The 26375-nt window shown below is 54.3% G+C and carries 20 protein-coding genes; 18 read left to right on the forward strand and 2 right to left on the reverse strand.

Annotation, left to right across the window (positions count from 1 at the left end):
- Positions 1-129: 129 nt before the first annotated feature.
- Complete coding sequence (locus tag P40081_RS15160) at positions 130-2016, reverse strand: Rqc2 family fibronectin-binding protein (protein ID WP_042136574.1); 1887 nt, start codon at positions 2014-2016, stop codon at positions 130-132.
- A gap of 190 nt (positions 2017-2206) precedes the next feature.
- Between P40081_RS15160 and P40081_RS15165 the strand changes: the two genes are divergently transcribed.
- The 5 genes from P40081_RS15165 to P40081_RS15185 all read left to right on the forward strand — a co-directional run bounded on the left by P40081_RS15165 (position 2207) and on the right by P40081_RS15185 (position 10634).
- Complete coding sequence (locus tag P40081_RS15165; protein WP_042136576.1) at positions 2207-5017, forward strand: calcium-translocating P-type ATPase, SERCA-type; 2811 nt, start codon at positions 2207-2209, stop codon at positions 5015-5017.
- A 112-nt stretch (positions 5018-5129) separates the two neighbouring features.
- Positions 5130-5966 (forward strand): diaminopimelate epimerase, encoded by an 837-nt coding sequence (gene dapF / locus P40081_RS15170; protein WP_042136578.1) that lies wholly within the window; start codon positions 5130-5132, stop codon positions 5964-5966.
- A 527-nt stretch (positions 5967-6493) separates the two neighbouring features.
- Positions 6494-8317: a spore germination protein gene (locus tag P40081_RS15175; protein ID WP_231575360.1), complete on the forward strand. Its 1824-nt coding sequence runs from the start codon at positions 6494-6496 to the stop codon at positions 8315-8317.
- Positions 8301-9515 carry a Ger(x)C family spore germination protein gene (locus P40081_RS15180; RefSeq protein ID WP_052421841.1) on the forward strand — a complete coding sequence of 405 codons (1215 nt, stop codon included), beginning with the start codon at positions 8301-8303 and terminating at the stop codon, positions 9513-9515. The genes P40081_RS15175 and P40081_RS15180 overlap by 17 nt, the downstream gene beginning before the upstream one ends.
- 18 nt (positions 9516-9533) lie before the next feature.
- On the forward strand, positions 9534-10634 hold the full coding sequence (locus P40081_RS15185; protein ID WP_042136580.1) for a GerAB/ArcD/ProY family transporter: 1101 nt from the start codon (positions 9534-9536) through the stop codon (positions 10632-10634).
- On the opposite strand, the gene P40081_RS15190 is transcribed toward P40081_RS15185, so the two are convergent.
- Complete coding sequence (locus P40081_RS15190; protein ID WP_042136582.1) at positions 10607-10864, reverse strand: hypothetical protein; 258 nt, start codon at positions 10862-10864, stop codon at positions 10607-10609. The genes P40081_RS15185 and P40081_RS15190 overlap by 28 nt on opposite strands.
- A 156-nt stretch (positions 10865-11020) precedes the next feature.
- Here P40081_RS15190 and P40081_RS15195 point away from each other — a divergent pair, with 156 nt between their 5' ends.
- The 13 genes from P40081_RS15195 (at position 11021) to pknB (ending at position 26264) form a co-directional block, all read left to right on the forward strand.
- Complete coding sequence (locus P40081_RS15195; protein ID WP_042136585.1) at positions 11021-12895, forward strand: bifunctional homocysteine S-methyltransferase/methylenetetrahydrofolate reductase; 1875 nt, start codon at positions 11021-11023, stop codon at positions 12893-12895.
- Between the two features lie 38 nt (positions 12896-12933).
- Positions 12934-13830 carry a YicC/YloC family endoribonuclease gene (locus P40081_RS15200; protein WP_042136586.1) on the forward strand — a complete coding sequence of 299 codons (897 nt, stop codon included), beginning with the start codon at positions 12934-12936 and terminating at the stop codon, positions 13828-13830.
- A 51-nt stretch (positions 13831-13881) separates the two neighbouring features.
- Positions 13882-14142, forward strand: a complete 261-nt coding sequence (remA, locus tag P40081_RS15205; protein WP_006209218.1) for an extracellular matrix/biofilm regulator RemA — start codon at positions 13882-13884, stop codon at positions 14140-14142.
- Between the two features lie 18 nt (positions 14143-14160).
- On the forward strand, positions 14161-14730 hold the full coding sequence (gene gmk / locus P40081_RS15210) for a guanylate kinase (protein WP_039298007.1): 570 nt from the start codon (positions 14161-14163) through the stop codon (positions 14728-14730).
- A gap of 54 nt (positions 14731-14784) precedes the next feature.
- On the forward strand, positions 14785-14988 hold the full coding sequence (rpoZ, locus tag P40081_RS15215) for a DNA-directed RNA polymerase subunit omega (protein WP_042136588.1): 204 nt from the start codon (positions 14785-14787) through the stop codon (positions 14986-14988).
- 312 nt (positions 14989-15300) lie between these two features.
- Positions 15301-16533 carry a bifunctional phosphopantothenoylcysteine decarboxylase/phosphopantothenate--cysteine ligase CoaBC gene (gene coaBC, locus P40081_RS15220; RefSeq protein WP_042136590.1) on the forward strand — a complete coding sequence of 411 codons (1233 nt, stop codon included), beginning with the start codon at positions 15301-15303 and terminating at the stop codon, positions 16531-16533.
- Positions 16533-19064, forward strand: coding sequence for a primosomal protein N' (gene priA / locus P40081_RS15225; protein WP_042136592.1), 2532 nt, complete (start codon positions 16533-16535; stop codon positions 19062-19064). Before coaBC ends, priA begins: the two co-directional genes overlap by 1 nt.
- A 104-nt stretch (positions 19065-19168) precedes the next feature.
- Positions 19169-19654 carry a peptide deformylase gene (gene def / locus P40081_RS15230; RefSeq protein WP_042136593.1) on the forward strand — a complete coding sequence of 162 codons (486 nt, stop codon included), beginning with the start codon at positions 19169-19171 and terminating at the stop codon, positions 19652-19654.
- A 5-nt stretch (positions 19655-19659) separates the two neighbouring features.
- Positions 19660-20601, forward strand: coding sequence for a methionyl-tRNA formyltransferase (gene fmt / locus P40081_RS15235; RefSeq protein ID WP_042136595.1), 942 nt, complete (start codon positions 19660-19662; stop codon positions 20599-20601).
- Between the two features lie 104 nt (positions 20602-20705).
- On the forward strand, positions 20706-22082 hold the full coding sequence (rsmB, locus tag P40081_RS15240) for a 16S rRNA (cytosine(967)-C(5))-methyltransferase RsmB (RefSeq protein WP_042136597.1): 1377 nt from the start codon (positions 20706-20708) through the stop codon (positions 22080-22082).
- A gap of 151 nt (positions 22083-22233) precedes the next feature.
- Positions 22234-23274: a dual-specificity RNA methyltransferase RlmN gene (rlmN, locus tag P40081_RS15245; RefSeq protein WP_042136599.1), complete on the forward strand. Its 1041-nt coding sequence runs from the start codon at positions 22234-22236 to the stop codon at positions 23272-23274.
- 6 nt (positions 23275-23280) lie between these two features.
- Complete coding sequence (locus P40081_RS15250) at positions 23281-24057, forward strand: Stp1/IreP family PP2C-type Ser/Thr phosphatase (RefSeq protein WP_039298018.1); 777 nt, start codon at positions 23281-23283, stop codon at positions 24055-24057.
- A complete protein-coding gene (gene pknB, locus P40081_RS15255; protein ID WP_042136600.1) occupies positions 24054-26264 on the forward strand; it encodes a Stk1 family PASTA domain-containing Ser/Thr kinase in 2211 nt (736 codons plus the stop codon). The genes P40081_RS15250 and pknB overlap by 4 nt, the downstream gene beginning before the upstream one ends.
- Positions 26265-26375: the final 111 nt, after the last annotated feature.

Raw genomic sequence — 26375 nt, forward strand, 5'->3', positions numbered from 1 at the left:
CGCCCTAGGAAAGGCCGGTAGCCTGTGATAATACCTGCCCTATGAAACTTGTAGGGCGGCAATACCAAAAACAACCTCCATTCCATTGGCGATGATGCCAGTGGCTGGAGGTTGTTTGGTTTCCCGGGGCTAGCTTCGCAGAACGCTTGCCAGACCTTTGATACGCTCTTCATCCGGTGTGACGAATAGCGTCCGCTGATGATCGTAGATGACGAAGCCCGGTTTAGCCCCGCTTGGCTTGCGGACGTATCGGATCAGGGTGCTGTCTACCGGAACGCTGCTCGACTGCTTCGCCTGGCTGAAGTAAGCGGCGAGCTGTGCAGCTTCTTCTAAGGTGGCATCGCCGAATTCCTCGCTGCGGATAACCACATGCGAACCCGGAATGTCTTTGGTGTGCAGCCAGGTATCGTTCGCCGAAGCCAGACGGTTGGTGACATATTCGTTCTGCAGATTGTTTTTGCCTACATAGATGTCGATGCCTTCGGAAGAGGTGAACACCTGCAGGGTAGGGCGGGTCGCCTTCTTCTTCTTTTTGCCCTTTTTGCTGCGGTCACGCAGGTAGCCCTGGCTTACCAGCTCCTCACGGATTTCCTCGATATCATTCAGGGAGGCGTGGGCGAGCTGCTGCTGCAGCGTCTCCATGTAGGCAATCTCCTCATGGGTCTTGAGCAGCTGTTCGCCGATGACCCGCAGGCTGTTCTTATATTTGTTGTATTTCTTGAAATAGCGCTGCGCATTGTCCGTAGGGCTTAAGAGCGGATCTAGCGGAACAGTGATTTCCGCCTGATTCTCATCGTAATAGTTTACTAGCTTTGCCGTCTTATCCCCTTTGTTCAAAGTGTGCAGGGAAGCGAACAGCAGCTCGCCCCAGATCCGGAACTGGTCGGCGTCCTGGGCCTCGTCCAGATCCTTCTGCAGATTGGCAAGCTTCTTGATGTTTTTGCCGCGCTCATTGCCGAGGAAACGGATCAGGTCGCTTACCCGCTGCTTCACGGTATCCTTCTCCGCTTTATCCCCGTAATAATCCTCCAGGCATGTGCTGATGGAGCTGTACTGCTTCACATTCCCGCCCATCAGCTTCAGCGGTATGGCGGAAAAGATCGGTTTGCCTTTGGCATTCAAGCCGGAGACCGGCGAGAACCGGAGCTCCCTAACCGGCTCCATTACAGAATTGAAGGCTTCCCACAGCTGGTCCGGGTGGTTTACCCCGCTGCTGAACTCCTGAGCATCGCCCCCGAGTACCTTGTAGCGGTGGACGATCTCACCGGCAATGAGCGGACTCAGGCCGTTAAAAGCATGCACCAGCCAGCCCGCAGGGTCGTCTGATGGGGAAGGGCCGCCGGAGCCGTCGGCTTTCGGTTCTTCCAGTGAGGCTAGAAGCCCCGCAATCTCGCCCTCGATCATATCCTCCTCAGGCTCCTCCGGATGCTCCGCAGCATACAGGGCAGCTTCTTCTGCCGAAGCCATCAACGAGATGAAAGCGGCCTGGCTTATGCCGAGTGGATTCAGCTTATGCTGCTGCGGCGGCTCGGTATAGGCTGCTCCCGGCATAACGACCCGGTAGCTGCTGATCGACGGGGTGACATGATGAATCCCGTCAATAATCGTGCCGGTGGACAGCTCGGTCAGAATGATGTTGCTATGCCGTCCCATCAGCTCAATGATGATCTTTTTGGCGGAGACATCTCCCAGCTCATCCCGGGTCCTGATAGTGATATGAATGATCCGCTCCATGCCTACCTGCGTGATGCTCTCAATGGTGCCGCCTTCACAATGCTTGCGCATCAGCATGCAGAACATGGGCGCTTCCGCCGGATTGATAGTGCTTCTCTCGGTCAGATGCAGCCGGGGATAGGTCGGATTCGCTGACAGCAGCAGCTTGCCGCCGCCGCCCGCACCGCGAAGGGTGAAGATCAGGTCATGTGTGCTGGGTTGATATATTTTGCTGACGCGTGCACCAATGAAGGATTGAAGCTCATGCACGATCGCTTTGGTAACGATACCGTCTAATGCCATGATAAAGTTCTCCTGTCGCCTAAAAATAATGTACTCCCTCTATGATGCCATACTTTCACTCGTTCGCGCAAAAGGAGAAACCGGATGCGGTGATAATTTGGGACGACCATGAATACACTTGGACATGAACAGGTGGAAAAGCTGTGCGCCGCCGGAAGTCAAGAAACGACCGGGAGGGGAAAGATAAGTCATGGAACAAAAAAGTTGGCACCGCCTCGGTGCAGAGGAGCTGCAGGAGATGTTCAGCGTTCATCCGGGAGAGGGTCTGAGTGCTGAGGCTGCTGCAGAGAGACGTAAAGAGAGCGGGTACAATGAGCTGTCGGAGGGCAAAAAGGTATCGCCTGTTATGCTCATGCTCAATCAGTTCAAGGATTTCATGGTGCTGGTGCTGATGGGTGCGACACTGGTATCCGGCCTGCTCGGCGAATATCTCGATGCGATTACGATTATTGCCATTATTCTGCTTAACGGGGTGCTCGGTTTCGTACAGGAGTTCCGCGCCGAGCGTTCGCTCCGGGCACTGAAGCAGCTGTCTGCCCCGTCTGCCAAGGTATTGCGCGGCGGGAAGCAGGAAGTGATTGCAGCCAAAATGCTGGTCCCCGGTGATATCGTCCTGCTGGAGAGCGGTGACCGTATCCCTGCGGATGTCCGCTGGCTGCAGTGCAGCGCCCTCTACGCCGAAGAATCGGCACTGACGGGGGAATCCTTACCGGTCTCCAAGCATGCGGAGGCGATTCATGCCGAAGAGATTCCCCTTGGCGACCAGAAGAATATCGGCTTCATGGGCACGATGGTGACCCGGGGAACAGGCCGGGCAGTCGTCATCCGCACCGGCATGAATACCGAGATGGGCAAGATTGCTGACCTGATCCAGAATACAGAAACCCAGGAAACGCCGCTGCAGCACCGCCTGGAGCAGCTTGGTAAGATTCTGATCTATGTCTCCCTGGGCCTCACGATTGTCGTTGTTCTTGCAGGGATTCTGCATGGACAGCCTGCACCGGCGATGTTCCTGGCAGGTGTCAGTCTGGCCGTAGCAGCCATTCCGGAAGGTCTTCCGGCGATTGTAACCATTGCTCTTGCCCTGGGTGTCCAGCGGATGATCAAGCGTAAGGCTATCGTCCGGAAGCTGCCGTCCGTAGAGACCCTGGGCTGTGCCTCGGTCATCTGCTCGGATAAGACGGGGACCCTCACTCAGAATAAAATGACGGTAACGCGGGTGTGGAACGGCGGACGGAGTCTGGAAGTGACCGGAGAGGGTTATTCGCCTGCGGGACATGTACTCCATAAAGGCAAGCCTGTAGATCTGAAGAATGACCAGAGTCTGCGGCGGATGCTGCAGGTGGGCGCTTTATGCAGCAATGCTGAGATTTTTGAGACTATTGCTGATACACGCGGCAAGAAGAAGGGCAAAGGCGCGGAAGCCGAAAAGGTTGCGGACACCCAGTCTGTGTGGGAGCTTAAGGGAGATCCGACAGAGGGTGCGCTGGTAACCCTGTCTGCCAAAATGGGGTTAACTGCACAAACGCTTGCTGTTACCTATACCCGGGAAACGGAGTTTCCGTTTGATTCAGAACGCAAGCTGATGTCTGTAATCGTCAGCCATCCCGGCGGACGGATGATCTGCACCAAGGGCGCACCTGATGTGCTGCTGAATTGCTGCTCCTATATGCTGTGGGAAGGCGGAGTAGTTCCTTGTACGCCAACCTTGCGCCAGAAGGTGCTGGAGGCCAATGAGGAAATGGCCGGAGGTGCGCTGCGCGTACTGGGGATGGCATACCGCGAGATGCGTACCGGAGAAGTGGCCGGCAGCGAGAAAGAAGCGGAGTGCCAGCTTGTCTTCGTAGGGCTTGCCGGAATGATTGACCCGCCGCGCCGTGAAGTGCGCGATGCGATTCAAGTTACCCGCCGGGCCGGAATCAAAACCGTGATGATTACCGGAGACCATGGAACGACTGCGGAAGCAATTGCCCATCAGCTCGGCATTCTGCAGCGTGGGGGAACTGTCCTGACCGGCAGCCAGCTTACCCGGATGGACGATGATGCACTCGACAAAGTATCCGATAACGTCTATGTATACGCCCGGGTATCTCCTGAGCATAAGCTGCGGATTATCAAGTCGCTGCAGCGCCAGGGCCATGTGGTAGCGATGACCGGGGATGGTGTGAACGATGCTCCGGCAATCAAGGCGGCCGATATCGGAATCTCCATGGGTATCACCGGCACGGATGTAACCAAAGAAGCATCATCACTTATCTTAGGGGATGACAATTTCTCGACGATAGTTGCAGCCATTGAAGAAGGCCGGAATATCTATGAGAACATCCGCAAGTTTATCCGCTATCTCCTGGCTTCGAATGTCGGCGAGATTCTGACGATGTTCTTCGCCATGATGCTGGGGCTGCCGCTGCCGCTGGTGCCGATCCAGATTCTCTGGGTCAACCTGGTCACGGATGGACTGCCGGCGATGGCGCTGGGGGTAGACCAGCCGGAGAAGGATTTAATGGAGCACAAGCCCCGCGGAGCCAAGGAAAATATCTTCGCCCGCCGTCTGGGCTGGAAGATCGTCAGCCGCGGTCTGCTGATCGGCCTCTGCACCCTGGCCGCATTCTGGCTGACGCTGCGTATTGCTCCGGATAATGCACAGCAGCTGGTGCGGGCGCAGTCGGTTGCTTTTGCCACACTGGTTATGGCCCAGCTCATCCATGTCTTCGACTGCCGCAGCTCCCGGTCGGTATTCCACCGGAATCCGTTCCAGAACAAAGCACTGGTGCTCGCCGTTCTGTCATCCGTGATCCTGATGCTGGCCGTTATGTACCTGCCGTTCCTGCAGCCGGTATTCAAAACCGTTCCGCTCAGCTTCCGCGAATGGTGCCTGGTGCTGGTGATGGCCGGCGTCCCGACTTTCCTGATGGGTGCGGGCAGCGTCTGGGGCGGCAAGAAGAACCGCAGCCGCAGCGGCGGACGGCAGATGATAAAAAGTACAAAGTTTTCGGCATAAAATCAATAGCATCACTCCACTCCTTTAAGGTATGCTGGTTACACTGGGAAGCTTGGTTTACGATGAACCGGCTGGCATATTTCAAACAAAACTTTTAGGAGTGGACGATACAATGGAATTTACTAAGATGCACGGACTAGGCAATGACTTTATAGTTGTATTCGGCGAAGAGGAGCTGCCGGGCAATGCTTCGGAGCTGGCAGTTACGCTGTGCAACCGGTTCTTCGGCATAGGGGCTGACGGGCTGGTGTACATTCTGCCTTCAGAGCGCGGTGATTATATGATGCGTATCATGAACTCTGACGGCTCGGAAGCCGAGCAATGCGGCAATGCCATCCGCTGTGTCTCCAAATATGTGTATGAGCACGGACTGGTGGAATCGGAGCAGATTGTGATTGAAACGATTGGTGCCGGTGAACAGAAGGTGTCCCTGAAGGTAAAAGATGGTGTGGTGGAGACTGTTACCGTGGATATGGGCGAGCCGGTTCTGTCCGGACTTCAGATTCCTGTAGCGATCGATGCAGAGCCAGTGCTGGATCAGCCGATCGAGGCGGACGGAACGGAATTCAAATTCACCGCCGTATCCATGGGCAATCCGCATGCGGTTATTTATGTAGACGATGCTGTATCCTTCGACCTCGGCACGTGGGGACCGAAGCTGGAAGTACATCCGCTCTTCCCGCGCAAAGTAAATGTGGAGTTCGCTACCGTTGTGGACCGCGGACATGTGGATATGCGTGTCTGGGAGCGCGGTGCCGGACCTACGCTGGCCTGCGGAACCGGAGCCTGTGCCACTCTGGTCTCCTCCGTACTGAACGGGGTAACGGACCGTTCAGCCTGGATCAGCCTGAAGGGCGGCGACCTGTTCATCGAGTGGAATGAGGAAGATAATCATGTGTATATGACCGGTCCTGCACAGGTGGTGTATACCGGTTCGGTGGATATTTAAGCCGGATTAAACACCAATAGCAATAGATATGGAATCCCCCGCGAGCTGCGAGCTTACGGGGGATTTCTGCATCCGCCGGGCCTTCACCCGGTGGAATTTGAACTTTTCGCTGCGGCTGGAGCACGATTTCCCTGATGAACTCCGCCAATTGCACCATAGCCCGCCATTTTTTAAAAATCCTGCCCGAAATACAACATTTCCTACTTTAATCAGCTCCAAATCCGGAATTGTTGTACGAAATACAGCATTTTTCCTCCTCTAAGCCACTTAGCGAGATAATTCCTGTATTTCATACAACAATCCTCTAGAATGCCCGGTTATCTATGAGCCAAAGCTGTAATACGTACAACATTTTGCCGGTGTGGCGTGGATTCAAGTGACGTGAATTTAAGCGGCGTGAACTTAAGAATCTCCATTCAGAGCATGGATACCCGGGAGCTCCAGCCCGAAGGGAACCCAGCCGAATAATGGCAAGGATATCCGCGAATAATAGAACTCTGCATGAGCATGGGAGGGATGAGGCGGATATGAAGTCATGGTCCAATAAACATAAACAGACAACAGCTGCAGCTCCGGCGAACCGGCCAGCTGAAGGCGGAACTCCTGATCTGTCCGATAACGTTGCCCGGAATCTGGATAATATGCAGTCTGAGCTTGGCGGCAGTCCGGATCTCAAAGTCCGCAGAATCCAGATCGGGGGAGAACGCCGGATTGAAGCGGCGGCAATCCACCTCAGCGGATTGGCCGATACGGTGGCCGTTAACGAATTTGTGATTGGCTCGCTGCTGGGCAATACGGAGGACCTGTTCCCGGACGATTCGGACGATATGGTAACAGCCAGCGATCAAGCCGCACCGGAGACCAGCCATGGCGGTGCAGCAGCTTCCGGCACCGCCGCTCGGGCGGAAGCTGCAATTAACGCCACAGCTGAGTCTGCTGCTAACTCCGCTGCTAAGTCTGCCCCCATATTCACCGCAGAGCCCGGCACCGGACGCTCCACCCTTCCGCAGCTGATTCTAAACCGCGCCCTGGAAATCGGCGACGCGGTACTTCAGGAGGGATGGAAGGATATCATGTTGGCCGTTCTCTCAGGCGACACCGTTATATTGCTGGAGGGATACCGGACAGCTATTATCTGCGAGACCCGGGGCGGAGAGCAGCGCTCGGTCAGCGAGCCTTCCTCACAGCTTGTGGTCCGGGGGCCGAAGGATGGTTTTGTAGAGTCAGTGGCCACGAACATCTCACTGATCCGCCGCCGGATCAAATCGCCCAAGCTGCGTCTGGAATACATGAAGATAGGTACAGAAACACAGACCCATGTGGCTCTGATGTATATGAAGGGGATAGCCGGAGAAGATCTGATCCGGGAAGTCAGGGAACGTCTGCATAAGATAGCCCTAGATGAAGTGCTGGAGTCGGGCTTCATTGAAGAATTAATTCAGGATAAGACGTTCACACCGTTTCCTACCATATACAATTCGGAACGGCCGGATGTGGCGGCAGGTAATCTGCTGGAAGGCAGAGTGGTCATTATTGTCGACGGAACCCCGTTTGTCCTGATCCTTCCGGCAGTGTTCACACAGTTTTTTCAGTCTGCAGAGGATTATTCCCAGCGTTTTGATATCGCCATTTTGATGCGGGTCATCCGTTATGTCAGCTTTCTGGTCCTGATTCTCGGCCCTTCCGTTTATCTGGCACTGACTACCTATCATTATGAGATGATACCGACAACACTGCTGATCAATCTGCTCTCGCAGCGGGAAAATGTACCTTTCCCGGCTTTTGTGGAGGTGCTGCTGATGGAAACGGCTTTTGAGATTCTCCGGGAAGCCGGAGTGCGGATGCCCCGTGTCATCGGGCAAACGGTATCCGTTGTCGGTGCGCTTATCCTGGGAACCGCTGTGGTGGAAGCGGGGATCATTACACCGATCATGGTTATCGTGGTAGCGTTGACCGGGATTGCCAGCTTTGCCATTCCGGCGTATAACATGGCGATTGCCGGTAGGCTTATCCGGTTTGCTTTTCTGATCATGGCAAGCATGTTCGGCTTCTACGGGATTACGCTGGCACTGATTGTACTAGTGGCACATATGAACAGCCTGCGTTCCTTCGGCATTCCCTATCTGTCCCCGTTCGTGCCTCTTTCGGTCAAAGGGCAGAAGGATACGATTCTCAGGCTGCCGCTCTGGCTGATGGGCCCCCGCAAATCACCGCAGCAGATGCGCGCAGAGCTGCCTGAATACATGCAGCTAACAACGGGCTATGACGAGCAGCTGTCTCCGCTCATTCTCAAGAATAATACCGCTGCCAGGCAGCAGGCCGAAGGTGAACAACATGAAACTGATGAATAAGATAACCGTCATCCCTGGACTGCTGCTGGCTCTTCTGCCGCTGCTCCTGCTTACCGGCTGCTGGGACAATGTGGAGCTTAACCGACGGGCCATTGTCTCAGGGGTAGCCATCGACCGGGGGCCGACCGAGGCCGAGAAATACCGGCTGTCTTTTCAGGTCATCGTTGCTGAGGAAATATCCGGGGAGAATGCCCGGGGGATTTCCCCGGTTGCCATGTACACAGGTACCGGCCGGACGATGTTCGAGGCACTGGCCGATGCTTCCCGGCAAACAGCGCGTTTCTTATCCCTGGGGCATGTACGGGTGCTGGTGGTGTCCGAGGAGCTTGCCCGTGAAGGAATCAAGGATATCCTGGATGTGCTGGAGCGGGAGAGTGATACCAGGCTCACCAGTCTGATCTTTATCGCCAAAGGACAGCCGGCGCATGAACTGATGTCGACGATGACTGTGTTCAGCAAAATCCCCGCGAATGATCTGGTGGAGAAGCTGGAGACGACCTCGAAGCAGTTCGGCTACAACTTCCGGATGGAGGTGGATGATGTGATCCGCGGGGTTCAGCTCACAGGAGGCGGACCTATTATCAATGGGGTGTTTACGAGCGGAAGCAGGGAGGGCGCAGACACCAACGATAACCTGAAAAGCATTTCACCCAAGAACATTCTGAGAATTTCAGGACTGGCAGCGTTCAAGGACGATAAGATGAAAGGCTGGCTGGACGGCGACGCCGCGCTGGGCACCGTTCTTTTGCATAACAAAATCAAAGAGTTTCCCGTTGTAATCAAGGACAAAGAAGGCGGCTATCTGTCTTTCAATGTCTATCAGTCCCAGGTAACCTTGAAGGCGGCTGTTACAGATCCGGAGCATCCGGTCATTATCGTGAAAATCAGACAACAGGCTGCGATTAAGGAATCTGCCAATTCCCTGGACCTTACTTCACCGGAGGTACTGGAGGGATTGTCTGAACAGCTGACCGAGGAAACGATCAAGCAGATTAAGGCAGCAATTGCTTCAGCCCGGGAGTTCAAAAGCGATTATCTCGGCTTCGGCCAGGTGCTGCAGCGGACCCATCCGCGCGGCTGGAAGCAGGTCAAGGATCATTGGGAGGATATTTTTGCAGCCTGTGAAGTCCAATTTGACGCAGATGCCGTCATCCGGCATACGGATATGCGCAGCAACTCTTTTCAGATCAACAAATAAATCCGGGGAGGTCTACATATGGGGACGATCAAAATTGGACTGGGCCAGTTCTTCTGCTTGACCGTTTTGTTTGAGCTGGGAACGGCACTGGTTGTCAATCTGGGCATGGAGTCCGGCAGGGATGCCTGGCTCTCGATTCTGGTCGGCTGTGTGGCCGGTCTGATCGTGTTCACGGGTTATGCCTATCTGTACCGCAAGCACCCCGACATGCCATTTACCGCCTATACGCGGCAATTGCTCGGCAAATATATCGGAACCCCGGTGGCCATACTGTACATCATTCTCTACATTAACCTTGCCGCCCGGGATTTGCGCGATGGCAGCACTATGCTCGCTATGGCAACCATGCACAACACTCCGCTGTTTATTCTCAGCACGCTGATGGTGCTCTCGGGGGCGTATGTGCTGCATAAAGGCGTGGAGGTGCTGAGCAGGACTTCGGTGGTTTTTGCGCTTGTCGTGATGCTGATCGGCTTGTTCGGCACAATTATGCTGGTGCTCTCGGGGTCTATCAATTTGCACAGACTGCTGCCCGTGCTCGAGAATGGCCTCCAGCCTGTGCTGGTCTCGGTGGCGCATCAGAATTACATGTTTCCGTTCGGTGAGATGGTTTGCTTCACCATGCTGATGCCCTATTTGTCCAGTGTCAAAAAAGGACCATGGGTCATCGCCGCCGGTATCCTCTTCTCCGCCATTCTGCTCAGCTTCACTATGGCCTTGAATATTTCAGTCCTGGGTGAGGATATTGTGGAGCGCTCGCCGCTGCCGCTGATGCCGACGATCAGCAAGATTTCGATCTCGGATTTCATCCAGCGTGTGGATATATTTGTAGTGATGGTGCTGATTATCGGGGTGTTTTTCAAAATGGCTGTGTTCTTTGCCGCTGCACTGGTCGGTATTTCGGAGCTGTTCCATATGCCTTTCCGCCGGATGCTGTATCCTTGTGCGCTGATTATTCTGTTCACCTCCATGCTGGATGCCCGCAGCTTTACAGAGCATCTGGATGAGGGCGGAGGTCTTTTATATTTGGTGTATCCTTTTTTCATGCTGGTTGTTCCGGCGGTGCTGGTGGTGATGGCGGCAGTCCGGGCTCATTTCTCTGCACCGCGTCCGGGCTGAGTTCCGCGTATCCAGTAGACGGCATCCGGCACGATCATGCAGAGGATCAGCACTGTTGCGGTCAGCTTCTCGGAAGCAGTATAGAGCAGGTAATCGAAAATGTAGCCGATATTATCCAGCCCGTACCCGAAAAGCCAATCCCCCAGATACAAATACAGCAGCGAGAGGGCGGACAGCAGCAGGATGACAGCATATTTGCGCAGCAGCAGCTTACGGGTGTTTTTTTTCATTGGACAGGCTCCTCTGTAAAAGAATAGGAGTAGTATGAATCATTTGCCGGTATGCCATGCAAAGGGCGTCTGTTTCCGCTGATCAAAGCTTATCATCCATCCCGTTTTATGTTACATTAGTATGAAACTAATGACAAAAAAGGGGAGGTTCTTGCGGTGAAGCCGGATTTGCGCTCTGCATGGGAGAATAACGTATTGGTCGGAGACGGAGCGATGGGAACCTTTTTATATCAAAAGGGTTTCCCTGTAGGCATCTCCTATGAGGAATTAAATCTGACCTCTCCGGAGGTGATTGAGGATGTGCACCGGAGCTATATGGAGGCCGGTTCTGTCCTGCTGGAGAGTAACACATATTCGGCAAACTATGATAAGCTCTCCAAATTCGGGCTGGAATCGAAGGTTGCCGAGATCAACCGTGCCGGGATAAGAATTGCCCGTACTGCCGCCGGAGAGAACGGATATGTAGTCGGGGCTGTGGGCTCGATACGCGCCGGCAAACGGGCTAATTTGTCCTCGGCCGAACTTAAACGGTTTTTCTCACAGCAGATTGCCGCCCTGCTGGAAGAGCAGCCGGATGGTATTATGCTGGAGACCTTCTATGATGTGGAGGAGCTTCACCTGGCGCTTAGAACCGTCCGCAAGCTCAGTGAGCTTCCGGTAATCTGCCAGCTGGCCGTGGATGATTCGGCGCGCACACTGGACGGGCTGACACTGCCTGAGGCGTTCCGCATTCTGGAACAGGACGGGGCAGATGTCATCGGCTTCAACTGCAACACCGGACCGAACGGCATCAAGCGTGCGCTGGGCACTCTTCAGGGGCGGCTTGTGCTTCCGGTATCGATCTATCCCAATGCGGGGGTAGCAGATTATGTGGACGGCCAGTACCGCTATGGGGCATCACCGGAATATTTCGGCCAGATGGCTCCGGTCTTCGCGGATATGGGCAGCCGGATCATCGGAGGATGCTGCGGCACCACTCCCCGGCATATTGCGGAAATTTCCGCTGCACTCAAGGAGTACACGGTTACGCCGCTTCCGGAGCCTGATGAACATAGAATGGCAGAACGGATTTCTGTACATGAGCATTTGAGCGAGGATGAAGGACAGGGCGGAGCTGAACCGACACTTGTGGATCTGGTCAAGGAACGGCATACGGTAATCGTAGAGCTTGACCCGCCGCGTGATTTGGACATCGCGAAGTTCATGCGGGGAGCAGAAGCGCTGCGTAGAGCCGGTGCGGATGCGCTGACACTGGCAGACAACTCGCTCGCTGTTACCCGGATGAGCAATATGGCACTGGGACATCTGGTTCAGGCACGTACGGGCTTGCGGCCGCTGGTGCATATTGCCTGCCGGGACCGCAATCTGATTGGTACCCAGTCGCATTTAATGGGCTTTGATGCCCTTGGCATTGACCATGTCCTGGCGGTAACCGGTGATCCTGCGCGTTTCGGTGATCTGCCCGGGTCCAGCTCGATTTATGATCTGACTTCTTTTGAAATCATACGTATGATCAGGCAGCTGAATGACGGTGTGGCCTTCTCGGGCAAGCCGCTCAAACAGAAGGCGAAGTTCGTGATCGGTGCTGCGTTTAATCCCAACGTCAAGCATTTGGACAAGGCGGTGGAGCGGCTGGAGAAGAAGATCGCATCCGGTGCGGATTATATTATGACCCAGCCTGTCTATGATCCTGAATTAATTGCCCGGATTGCCAAAGCCACAGAGCATCTGGATATCCCGATCTTTATCGGAATCATGCCGCTGGCCAGCGGCCGGAACGCTGAATATCTCCATAATGAGGTTCCGGGAATTCAGCTCTCCCCCGAGGTCCGCAGCCGCATGCAGGGACTGGAAGGCGAAGCGGGGCGCGCGGAAGGCGTTCTTATCGCCAAGGAGCTGCTGGATGCGGCGACTGCGCATTTTAACGGCATCTATCTGATTACACCCTTTATGTTCTATGATATGAGTGTACAGCTGCTGGAGTATGTCTGGGAGAAGCAGGGACGCAGATTGTCCCCCTTGTTTCGCTAGTAAGAATCAATTACAATAGTGTAATGGATGTGATTCCGTTGTCATTTAGTATGACCGGATACGGTCAGTCATCCCTGCAATTCGGTGGACACAAGATTAGTTTCGAAGTCAAATCGGTGAATAACCGTTACTGCGAAGTTGTGCTGCGGATGCCCCGGGATTGGACGGGTTATGAGGATATGGTGCGGCGGCTGGTTCAAGCCCATATCAAACGGGGACGGGTAGATGTCATCATTAATAGGGAACTCACCGAGGGTGCTGCTGAAGCGCATGCGCTGAACCGCACGCTGGTGAAGTCCTATCTGGACGCAGCAGAGGCCTTAAGACGGGAGTATGGATTCCAGGGAGAGTTGACTCTCCGTGATATACTTTCTATGCCCGGTGTTATGGAATTCAAGGAAGAGATTCCGACTGCTGCTGCGTCTCCCTCTGAAGAAGTTGCAGAGCTCCTCGAGAAGGGGCTCCGCCTTAGTCTGGAGGCCCTGCTGGAGATGCGTGCCCGCGAGGGCGGGTATCTGGCTGCTGACCTGTCACGCCGGCTTGACCGGCTGGAGGAGCTGCATGCCGGGATAACCGGGCTTGCGCCTATGGTTGTGCATGAATACCGCGAGAAGCTGCGGCAGCGGCTCAGCGGACTGAATGACGGGAACTTCCCGTGGGATGAGCATAAATTCGGCATGGACATTGCTATTTTCGCCGACCGCTGCAGTATAGATGAGGAGCTTACCCGGCTGTACAGTCATTTCGGGCAATGCAGGGCTTTGCTGCTTGGCAGTGAACCTGCAGGGCGCAAACTTGATTTTCTCATTCAGGAGATGAACAGGGAGACCAACACCATCGGGTCCAAGTGCAATCATCTGGACATCGTGAATCTCACGCTTGACATGAAGGCGGAGCTTGAGAAGATACGCGAGCAAGCGGCGAATTTAGAATAACAGGGACCTGAAACAAGCAAAGATGTAACTTATGGGGGGAACAACCGGAACATGGCAATCAAATTAATCAACATCGGCTTTGGGAATATCGTGTCGGCCAACCGCATTATTTCCATTGTCAGCCCGGAATCTGCACCGATCAAACGAATTATTCAGGAGGCCAGAGACCGGCATATGCTGATCGACGCCACCTACGGAAGACGGACGCGGGCCGTCATTATTACAGACAGCGACCACGTCATTCTCTCGGCCGTTCAGCCGGAGACCGTTGCTCACCGCCTATCCAGCAAAGATGACGATAACGACGAATAACAACAAATGGAGTGTACTATGTCAAAAGGATTGCTGATCATACTATCCGGCCCATCCGGCGTCGGCAAAGGTACGGTATGCACTGCGCTGCGGCCGAAGATGCCTGAACTCGTCTATTCCGTTTCCGCCACCACGCGTTCACCGCGTGCAGGTGAAGAGAACGGCGTCAATTATTTTTTCAAATCCAGAGAGCAGTTCGCGGACATGATTGAAGGTGACCAGCTGCTCGAATATGCGGAGTACGTAGGCAATTATTACGGTACTCCGCGTGACTTTGTGGAGAGAACACTCGAGAGCGGAAGAGATATTATTCTGGAAATCGAGGTTCAGGGAGCTCTCAAAGTCAAAGACAAATTCCCGGAAGGTATCTTTGTCTTCCTTCTTCCTCCGTCGATGGACGAGTTGAAGGACCGTATCCGCGGACGCGGTACGGAGCATCCTGATGTGATTAATCACCGCATGTCTGTTGCAGAGGATGAAATCGGCCTGATCCGGCATTATGATTACGCAGTAGTGAATGACGAGATCGATCTGGCCTGCAAGCGAATAGAAAGCATTATTATCGCCGAACATTGTAAGGTGAGATGATAGGTTCTACAGGATTGGTTCATATTTATAGTAAAAGATGAAGAGGTGTTCTGCATGCTATATCCATCCATTGACGAACTGGTGACCAAGGTCGACAGTAAGTATTCCCTGGTTGTCGCTTCAGCCCGCCGGGCTAGAGCGCTCCGTGAAGGCGGAAAGACTGATATCAAGAACCCGAGATCGCACAAGTTTGTTGGTGTTGCGCTTGAAGAGATCTATGAAGACCGCATTATCGTAACACGCGGCGACGAAGAATAGTCTCAAGGTTCCGGCTCAAGGCTCACAGCAGAAACGGAAACCATCCCGCTTAGGGATGGCGCAGCCGTTTCTTCTTGAGTTAAGCCAGTTAAGCTGCACAATGAAATAGATAATAGCCCGCACCGGGCTGTTCCTGACAACCGGAAGGTTGTTATTTTTTTCTCTATTTATAAGGGAATTTAGTTCCTTTATTCAAAAAACTAAATGAAATCTATACAGCTTCCTTTTGACGTAAATATGAAGATTTTCATTTCTTCTTTTCATAGCGGCATATACAATGGGCACAGATTGAGGTACAGGGGGGAGATCAGTTTGAAGAGTTTACAAGGAAAGTCGATTATACTCGGAATTACAGGAGGCATTGCTGCCTATAAGGCGGCGGCCCTGACAAGCAAGCTTACCCAGCAAGGCGCCGAGGTTCATGTCATCATGACAGCGTCGGCCAAGCAGTTCATTACGGAGTTGACACTGCAGTCATTGTCGAAGCAACGGGTATACAGCGATACTTTTCAGGAACGCGACCCGTCCTCCATCTCACATATTGATCTGGCGGATTCGGCCGATCTGGTCCTGATCGCACCGGCTACCGCGAATATTATTGCCAAAATGGCGCATGGACTGGCAGATGATATGCTGTCTACTACACTGCTTGCCGCTACAGCTCCTGTAATGGTAGCCCCTGCGATGAATGTTCATATGTATCAGCATCCGGCGGTATTGAGCAATATCGATACACTCTACAACCGGGGGGTACACTTTATTGAACCGGGCGAAGGACTGCTGGCCTGCGGTTACGTGGGCAAAGGGCGGCTGGAAGAGCCGGAAGCGATCGTGAAGGTTGTGGAGAACTTCTTTGCGCTGCAGAACGACAAGAAATCCGGGCCGCTCGCTGGTAAAAAGGTAGTTGTTACCGCTGGCGGTACGGTAGAACGTATCGATCCTGTCCGTTACATTTCCAATGATTCCTCCGGAAAAATGGGCTTCGCGCTGGCACGGGCAGCACGCGCCATGGGGGCAGAGGTTACCTTGATCGCCGCGCGTACGGATGAAGCGCCGCCGCGCGATGCCGATATCCGACTGGTCCGCGTGGAATCGGCGCAGGATATGTATGAAGCGGTCACGGAGCGCTGGGCCGATTGCGACATCCTCATTAAAGCGGCAGCTGTCGCAGATTACCGCCCGAGACACAGCGCGGAGTCCAAAATCAAAAAGAGCGGTGACACCATGACCCTTGAACTGGTGAAGACTACCGATATTCTGGAGAGTCTCGGCAAAATGAAGGATAAGCAGTTCCTGATCGGGTTTGCCGCCGAAACCGGAAATGCGGAATATTACGCCAAAGACAAGCTGGTGCGCAAGAATCTTGACCTGATCGTAGCCAACGATGTTGCAGTGGAAGGTGCCGGATTCGGCACCGATACCAACATTGTGTCAGTCTATGATGCAGACGGTCTGGTACTGGATCTTCCCTTAGCTTCCAAGGATGAGGTAGCGCGCCGGGTGCTGCAGCTCGCCGCTGAGCGTGTTGCCGGAGCCTTGTTATAATGGATATTGCTAAGGTCATTGTCGATGTTCCTGTGCGCAGCACCGACCGGCCGTTTGATTATTTGATTCCCGATTCACTGAAGCTTTGGATTGAAGTAGGCAGCAGAGTGGCGGTTCCGTTTGGACCCCGGACCGTTCAGGGCTTTGTTGTATCCCTGGAGTCGGGAGAGACCGGCAGTGTATCAAGAATGAAGCCGATTGTGGAAGTGCTCGATCTGCTGCCTCCGCTGTCGCCGGAGCTGGTAGAGCTGGGCGACTGGATGAGCCAAAGATATGCCTGCAGACGGATCTCCGCACTGCAGGCTATGCTTCCGACTGCCCTGAAGGGCAAAGCCGAGCGGCTGATCTCGCTGGGTGATGCAGAGGCAGCAGCCCATACTCCCGGAGATGAGCTGTTTCCGCTTTTCCTGGAGGCTGACAACGAAGAGCAGGAGATTACTGACTTCGTCAGACGCCATGGGGAAGTATCGATGAAGCTGCTGACCCGTACCTTCCCGGAGGCTGCTGAGACTGTAAAGTTCATGGTGCGGCGCGGTGTGCTGGCGGAGAGCCAGTCGATCAAGGACAAGATGGGCAAGAAGAAGCTGAAGGCCGTTGATTTGGCCATCGGCCTCTCTGCAGCACGCGAATCCCTGTCCGGCTTCCCGGCGCGTTCGGCGCGCCAGAAGGAAGTGCTGTCCTTCCTGATCGATATGGAGGCAACACTTCCCATGCCGCTCAAGGATGTGCTGTCGGTTCTTCAGGTTACGGCCGGCACGGTGAAGGCACTGGAGGACAAAGGGTATATTGAGATTAGTGAAATTGAAGTATACCGTGACCCCTATCAGGGACGCGATTTCAAGCCGAGTACACCCTTGCCGCTGACAGCGGAGCAGGAGGTTGTGTATAAGCGGATTGTGGGAACTGTAGAGCAGCAAACGCATGAAGTCTTCTTATTGCACGGGGTAACGGGCAGCGGGAAGACGGAAATTTATCTGCAGTGCATTCAGCGCTGTGTGGAGCAAGGGCGTCAGGCCGTAGTGCTGGTGCCGGAAATTGCCCTGACTCCACAGATGGTTGAACGGTTCAAAGGCCGGTTCGGCAGCGGGGTGGCGGTAATGCACAGCCGGCTGTCTGTCGGCGAACGTTACGACGAATGGCGCAAGATCCGTGAGGGCAAAGCGATGGTTGCTGTCGGCGCACGCTCGGCAGTGTTTGCTCCGTTCGCCAATCTGGGCCTCATTATCATGGATGAAGAGCATGAGGGCTCCTATAAGCAGGAAGAAAATCCGAAATACCATGCCCGTGATGTCGCGGTCCGCCGGGCTGAACAGGGCGGGGCAGTAGTGATTCTGGGCTCGGCTACGCCTTCGCTGGAGAGCTATCACGCAGCCAGATCACAGAGCGACATTCATTTCTCCCCTATTCTGCTGGAGATGCCTAGCCGCGCACTCGGTAACGAGCTGCCCAAGGTGGCAGTGGTTGATATGCGCGATGAGCTGAAGGAAGGCAACCGCTCGATGTTCAGCCGCAGGCTGCATGCTGCGCTGGTGAGCAGGCTGGAACGCGGAGAGCAGACGGTACTTCTCTTGAACCGCAGAGGGTTCTCCACCTTCGTCATGTGCCGGAGCTGCGGATATGTTGCCGGTTGTCCCGAATGCGATATCTCGCTGACCTATCATAGCCGCAGCGACAATCTGCGCTGCCATTACTGCGGCCATGCCGAGCCTGCACCTAAGCTGTGCCCCGAATGCGGCAGCGAGCATATCCGCTTCTTCGGGACAGGGACCCAGCGGGTCGAAGAGGAGCTGGGCAAGCTGTTTCCCGGTATCCGCGTCATCCGTATGGATGTGGATACAACCACGGAGAAGGGTTCACATGAGAAGCTGCTGAACCAGTTCAGAGACAAGAAGGCCGATGTACTGCTGGGAACGCAGATGGTGGCTAAGGGACTTGACTTCCCCGATGTTACACTGGTCGGTGTCATCACTGCGGACTCGGCGCTGAACCTGCCGGATTTCCGGGCGGCGGAGAAGACGTTCCAGCTGCTCACACAGGTAGCCGGAAGAGCGGGCAGACATCAGCTGCCCGGCGAAGTGGTTGTGCAGTCTTATACACCTGAGCATTATTCGATCATCCATGCCAGCGGACATGATTACAGATCGTTCGTGCGTGATGAGCTTAAGCACCGCAAGGAGCTGCATTATCCGCCCTATTGCCGGCTGATTCTGGTTACGCTGTCGCATGAGCAGCTTCCGCTGCTGCTGAAGCTGGCGGAGAATTATGCCCTGAATATCCAGGGCAAAGCAAGGCAGCTGCGCTGGTATGGCAGTCTGGACAAGCTCTCCTCGGATGCACTGGATCTGCTGGGTCCTGTAGCGTCACCCTTGCCTCGGCTCAAAGGCCGTTACAGATTCCAGTGTATTATCAAATGGCGCGGTGCGATTGATGCGATCGGACTGGCCCGTCAGGTTGCCGAGGAGCTGGAGGACTCTGTCCGTGACAAAGGACTGCAGATCAGCATTGATGTGGACCCGCAGATGTTGATGTAATCTCCCGGCGTGTTACAATGGGTAAGGTGTTTTACTATGAAATGAAAGAATGATTTCATTTTATATACTATAGACATGTTCAGAACAAGGATGGTGTTTTTGTAATGGCAATCAGGCTGATCGTGAAAGAACCGGATGAAGTATTACACAAGAAAGCTAAGACCGTAACAACCGTAACCCCGAATGTGCAAAAACTGCTCGACGATATGGCAGATACGATGTATGACGCGGAAGGTGTTGGTCTCGCAGCTCCGCAGGTTGGAATTCTAAAGCGTCTAATCGTAATCGATGCCGATGAAGAGCATGGATTGATCAAGCTGATTAACCCTGAGATTGTCAGCATGGACGGGGAGCAGTTCGGACCTGAAGGCTGCCTGAGTATCCCCGGCCTGAACGGCGATGTACGCCGTGCAGAGACAGTAACCGTACGCGGTCTGGACCGTGAAGGCAACGAAGTTACAATTACCGGAAGCGGATTGCTTGCACGGGCATTTCAGCATGAAATCGATCACCTGAACGGTGTGCTGTTCACGGATATCGCCGAGAAGGTATATGAGTATACAGCTGAACGCAGTGAAACTGAGGAGTGAATGAAATGAAGATAGTGTTCATGGGAACGCCGGCTTTTGCGGTACCCTCCCTGCGGATGCTGCTGGAGGAGGGCTATGAGGTAGTCGCTGTGGTTACCCAGCCGGACCGTCCGCAAGGCCGCAAGAAGACGCTTGCCCCTTCACCTGTGAAAGAGGCTGCACTTGAACTGGGCTTGCCGGTTCTTCAGCCGGAACGGATGCGGCGCCCGGAGGCGGTAGCTGAACTGGCTGCCTATGAGCCGGATCTGATTGTTACAGCGGCTTACGGGCAGATTCTGCCGAAGAGTGTGCTGGAGCTGCCGAAGAACGGATGTGTGAATGTTCATGGCTCACTGCTGCCGAAATACCGCGGAGGCGCCCCGATCCAGCGCTGCATCATTAACGGTGAGAAGGTAACGGGTGTGACGCTGATGTATATGGCGGAAGGACTGGATACCGGAGATATGATCTCGCGGGTAGAGGTGCCGATTGAGGACGAGGATACCTCAGGCACCATGTTCGGGAAGCTGAGCATTGCCGGACGTGATTTACTGAAGGCGGAAATGCCGCGCCTCGCGGCTGGACGTGTAGAGGCGACGGTGCAGGATGACAGCGAAGCAACTTATGCGCCAAATCTCAGCCGCGAAGATGAACGGATCGACTGGACGGCCGGGTCACTGGCAACCTATAACCGTATCCGCGGGCTGGTACCATTCTCGGGTGCCTTCACCCTATGGAATGACGAGACCTTCAAGGTATGGGCGGCGGCGAAGCCGGATAACGGCAGTTCCGCCGGCGGCAATGCTGCTCCGGGTACAGTGCTGTCTGTAAGCGAACGAGGGGTTGAAGTGAAGACCGGCGACGGGATTCTCCTGCTGACAACCGTACAGCCTGCCGGCAAAAAAGCGATGAGTGCGGCAGATTTCAGCCGCGGCGCAAGTCTTAAGCCCGGCACGGTGCTGGGGTGAGCGCGGGCGGCAAAGGCGGCGGACCGCGTAATCCCACTGGCGGCAACAGGTCAGCGGCTTCCGGGAGCTCAGCTCCGGGTGGTCAAGCCAGAGGAGCAGGCAAGATGAAGCCGGGCGGCAAACCGCCGGCGGCAGCTTCTGCACGCGAGGTTGCGCTTGATGTTCTTGTCCGCGTAGAGCAGCAGGGGGCCTACAGCAATCTGCTGCTCGGCAGCAGCCTGCAGAAAGGCGCTCTCAGCCGTGAAGATACCGGACTGGCTACGGAGCTTGTGTATGGCACGATCTCACGGATGATTACTCTGGATTATGTTCTGGAGGGTTTTGTGAGCAAGGGAGTAGCTAAGCTTCAGCCTTGGGTACGTAATCTGCTGCGTCTGAGCCTGTACCAGATCATGTATCTGGACCGGGTTCCTTCGCATGCAGCCGTTAATGAGGCTGTGAATATAGCCAAGAAACGCGGCCATCAGGGTATCTCCGGCATGGTTAACGGCGTGCTTCGCAGCGTGCTGCGGGCCGGGGAACTGCCGGTGTTGCCGGAAGGGCTCAGCAGGGAAGAGCGGATCTCTATTGTTCATTCCCATCCGCTCTGGATGGTGCAGCGCTGGTCTGCGGAATATGGCACAGACACGGCGGAGGCCATGTGTGCTGCGAATAACGAAGCGCCTGCGGTCAGTGTCCGCGTCAATACAACTATGATCAGCCGTGAGGCGCTGCTGGCCGAGATGCTCGAAGCGGGTCTTGAGGCCTCTGAATCGAAGGTTAGCCCCTTCGGGCTGATTGTCAAGGGCGGCGGCAATATGGCTCTGACTTCCTGGTACAGGGACGGATATCTCTCAGTGCAGGATGAAAGCTCCATGCTGGTGGCTGAAGTTGTTGACCCTGTAGCAGGAATGAAGGTGCTGGACTGCTGCGCCGCTCCCGGAGGCAAAAGCGCGCATATGGGCGAGATGATGAAGGACGAAGGATCTATACTGGCCAATGATCTGCATGAGCATAAGGCGAAGCTTATCGCAGATCAGGCGGCCCGTCTGGGTCTGGAATGCATTGCTACCTTAAGCGGCGACGCACTGCAGCTGGGTGCTGCTCTTCAACCGGAATCCTTCGACCGGATTCTGCTGGATGCCCCTTGCTCGGGGCTTGGGGTGATCCGGCGCAAGCCGGATCTGAAGTGGCGGAAGCAGCCCGGAGATGTGGACAGCGTAGCTGCGCTGCAGCATGAACTGCTGCAGTCGGTCGCCGGGCTCCTGAAGCCTGGCGGTGTGCTGGTCTACAGCACCTGCACTACCGAGCAGGCGGAGAACAGCCGGATTGTCAGGGATTTCCTGGAGCATAATCCCGGGTTCGCTCCGGTCAGCTTCAAGACCGCCGTCTGGGAACGGCTTGAGGGAACCGCAATTGCCGCAGGCGATGGAATACAGCTGCTTCCCCATCATTTCGGAAGCGACGGATTCTATATTGCCCGGCTGAAGCGACTCTCGTAATATAGTGATTTCTGCATGGAATTACAGCTTCCCGCCCCGCAGAGGTTTTGCGCGGCGGGCTTTTCTTTTACCGGCTCTGGAATTTGTGTTAAAATAGGAAGAATGAGAAATAATACGCATATAATTTACGAAAGAACAGGTGCTAATAACAATGAAACCTTTAATATATGATTTTTCTTTAGAAGAGTTGCAGCAGTGGGCCAAGGATAACGGAGAGCCGGCTTTTCGCGGCGGACAGATTTTTGACTGGCTGTATGTGAAGCGGGTCAATGATTTTGAATCCATGAGCAATCTCTCCAAGGCACTGCGCGGCAAGCTGGTGGAACAATTCAGTATTTCGGCTCTGACTGAAATTACGAAGCTGGAATCCAAAGACGGTACTGTGAAATTCCTGTTCGGTCTGCATGATGATCATGCGATTGAGACAGTTATTATGAAGCACAATTACGGCAACAGCGTATGTGTAACTACCCAGGTTGGCTGCCGGATCGGCTGTACCTTCTGCGCGTCTACGCTTGGAGGTCTGAAGCGCGATTTGACCGCAGGGGAAATTGTAGCCCAGGTAGTGCGTTCCCAGCAGATTCTTGATGCCCGCGGCGAACGCGTCAGCAGCATTGTTATCATGGGCACCGGCGAACCTTTCGAGAACTACGACGCAACCATGAGATTCCTGCGCCTCATGATCCATGAGAAGGGTCTGAATATTGGCCAGCGCCATATTACAGTATCGACCAGCGGGATTGTGCCGAATATTTACAAGTTTGCTGATGAGGATACGCAGATCAATCTGGCGATCTCGATTCATGCGCCTAATGATACGCTCCGTTCCAAGCTGATGCCGGTTAACCGCCGCTATCCTTTTGATGATGTAATCGAGTCATTGCGCTATTATCAGGCCAAGACAGGCCGCCGGATCAGCTTCGAATATGCCTTGATCGGCGGCGTGAACGATCAGCCCGAGCATGCCGAGGAATTAGCGGGTGTGCTTAAGACCATGCTCTGCCATGTGAACCTGATTCCGGTTAACCATGTGCCTGAGCGCAAGTATGTACGGACTTCCCGCAATGATATCTTTGAATTTCAGCGTATACTGGCCGATCATGGCGTGAACGTTACGATCCGCCGTGAGCAAGGCCATGATATTGCGGCCGCATGCGGTCAGCTGCGTGCCAAACATATGGAGTTGGGGTGAGGATATTTGATCAGAACAGTTCAAGCCAGCGACATTGGCCGGGTACGTACCGTCAATGAGGATTCGGTCTGGATCGGCGCTACGCGCCACGGTTATACCCTCGGCATTATAGCCGACGGGATGGGGGGACATTTGGCTGGCGATACCGCGAGCAGGATTGCGCTGGAGACGGTCAGGAACATTCTGGACCAGCTGCAGCCTGATCTTCCGGAGGCAGAGCTGAAGGAGGCACTGTCAGCCGCCATATTGGAAGCCAATCACACGGTCCACAAAGAGGCTCAAAGCGATGAGAAATACCACAACATGGGGACTACCATCGTAGCTGCTCTACTGAAAGGGTCAGCGGGATACATCGGCCATATCGGAGACAGCAGGGCATATCTCATTCAGGACGGTGCTGCAATACAACTAACCGAGGACCATACGCTGGTCAATGAGCTGTTCAAGAACGGCCAGATCAGCCTGGAGGAGCTGGGCAGCCATCCGCGCCGAAATGTGCTGACCCGGGCTCTGGGGACGGATGCCGTGGTGTCTGCGGATCTGGCTTCTGTTACGCTTGCACTTGGGGAGCTTCTGCTGCTGTGCAGCGACGGACTCAGCAATTTCGTCAGCCCCGAGCATATGGCCAAGGTAGCCGGAATTCATGAGATTTCTCTGGAAGAAAGAGCGGATCGTTTACTTCAGCTGGCTTTGCTTGCCGGCGGCAACGATAATATCAGCGTTGCTATGTTAGAACACCAAGGAGAGGCCGCAGTGCCCGAGACAAAGGAGTGGGATAGATGATCGGTCACGAATTGGGCGGCCGCTACCAAGTCATCGAACGGATCGGTGGAGGTGGCATGGCGCTTGTCTACAGAGCCCATGACATTCTGCTCAACCGGAATGTTGCTATCAAAGTATTGCGCAACCAGTTTGTGCATGATGAGGAATTCATCCGCCGGTTCCGGCGGGAGGCGCAATCAGCTGCATCGTTATCTCATCCAAATGTAGTCAGCATTTACGATGTCGGCCAGGAAGATGAAGTCCATTATATTGTTATGGAATATATTGAAGGCAAGAATCTTAACGAAATCATTAAAGAGCGGGCTCCGCTGCAGGTTGACGAGTCCGTGCGGATTGCATCACAAATTTGTGATGCACTTGATCATGCGCATTTGAACCAGATTATTCACCGCGATATTAAACCTCATAATATTCTGATCGGCCGTAATGGCCGGGTTAAAGTAACGGATTTCGGGATTGCCCGGGCGGTTACGTCCACTACAATAACCCAGACGGGTTCCGTGGTCGGTTCCGTACATTATTTCTCGCCTGAGCATGCCAAAGGCGTGACCACAGGAGAGAAGTCCGACCTCTATTCTCTGGGGATCGTGCTCTATCAGATGCTTACCGGGGTGCTGCCTTTTCTGGGGGAAAGCCCGATTAGTGTAGCACTGAAGCATCTGCAGGAGGAATTTGAGGAGCCGCGCCTGCTGAATCCGCTGATTCCGCAAAGCGTGGAGAATGTAATCCTGAGATCAATGCGCAAGAATCCGGAAGAACGGTATCAGTCCGCCAAGCAAATGCTGCAGGATCTGGAGACCTGTCTGCTGCCAGAACGGCGGAGCGAGTCCAAGGTCTTATTCGATGACGAAGAGGACGAGGACAGAACACGGGTAATTCCTGCAATCAAACCGCTCCAGCGGGGGCTGGGCAGCCGTGGCGGCGGGGGAGAGGAACGTGTCCGCAGTATGGAGGATGCTCCGCCTCCTCCACCCGGCAAGCGCAAATCGGGCCGCGCGGCGCTGTGGATCAGTCTTACCCTGATACTGCTGATCGCCATGGGCGGGGTCGTCTGGTATGTCAACTCCAAATTGTCCGTGGATGAAGTGGCGGTGCCGGTTGTTACCGGTATTTCTTTTGAGCAAGCCAAAGCTGCCCTTGAAGAGGTAGGCTTGTTCGCAGAAGAGCCGCCGGTGCAGGCATACAACCCGAATTTTGCAGAAAATATCGTCTGGAAACAGAGCAAGACTGACACGATGGTCAAGGAAGGGACGCATATTATTCTGACGGTAAGTACCGCCAAGGTTCTGCCTAAGCTTAAGGATGTTTCTAATATGAGCTATGATGATGCAGTCAAGGAACTAATTGCACTGGGAATTGCACAGGATAGAATCACTCCGGACGAACGTTTCAGTGAGGAATTTGAGAAGGGCAAAGTAATCAGCTCTGAGCCTGAGGCAAATAGTGAGTATGATCCTGAGACTATAACGGTTAAGCTGATCGTGAGTAAAGGGAAAGAGAGCACCAATATGCCGGGCCTCCTTGGAATGACGGAGAAGGAAGCGAAGGCAGCGATTGAGAAAGCCGGCCTTGTGCTGGATGAAATTAAGGAAGAGCCCAGCTTCACGTATGAGAAGGGCAAAGTCACGAAGCAATGGGCGTATGAGGAAGGAGATCAGGTTACTCCCGGGGAGAAAATAACCATTTACCTCAGTACAGGTTATCCTCCGGAAGCACTGGAATATACCTTTAACGTACCGGTTGCACCAGCAGTGGACGGACAGAAGAGCAAAATCCGCATTGTCTTTGCAGATGCGCGTAATAATGGCGAGAACCAGGAGTGGGGCACACGCACAATTGGCAAAAGTCAGACCTTATCCGTGAACATGTTGCTTGCTCCTAACAAGGATGGGATGGTATCCGTATACCGGGACGGGGATTTCCTCGAGACTTATCCTATAACTTACGTGGATGTCAAGAATAATAATGTGCAGACGCCTGAACCGCCTCCGGTTCAGACACAGACACCTGAGCCGACCGTTGCACCGACCGAGACTCCTGTTGAGCCGACAATCGAACCGGAGATTCTGCCGCCGGGCACCGGAGAGGGCGAAGAGACAGGTGCAGGTGATCAGACGGGCTTCGTACCAGGTAAAGACAACAATAATAAACTGATTGCCGCTTCCCCTGGAAATGGCAAGGGCAAAGGCAAGGACAAGAATAAATAAAAAGAGATAAGCTTCAGCGGGGCGGTGGCAACACCATTACAGCTGGAGCGGCGAAATGACCCGGGGATATAATCTTGGGTCATTTGCGCAAAATCAGGAGAGGAAGGCTTA

This window comes from Paenibacillus sp. FSL P4-0081, assembly GCF_000758565.1.
Lineage (GTDB): Bacteria > Bacillota > Bacilli > Paenibacillales > Paenibacillaceae > Paenibacillus_AQ > Paenibacillus_AQ phytohabitans.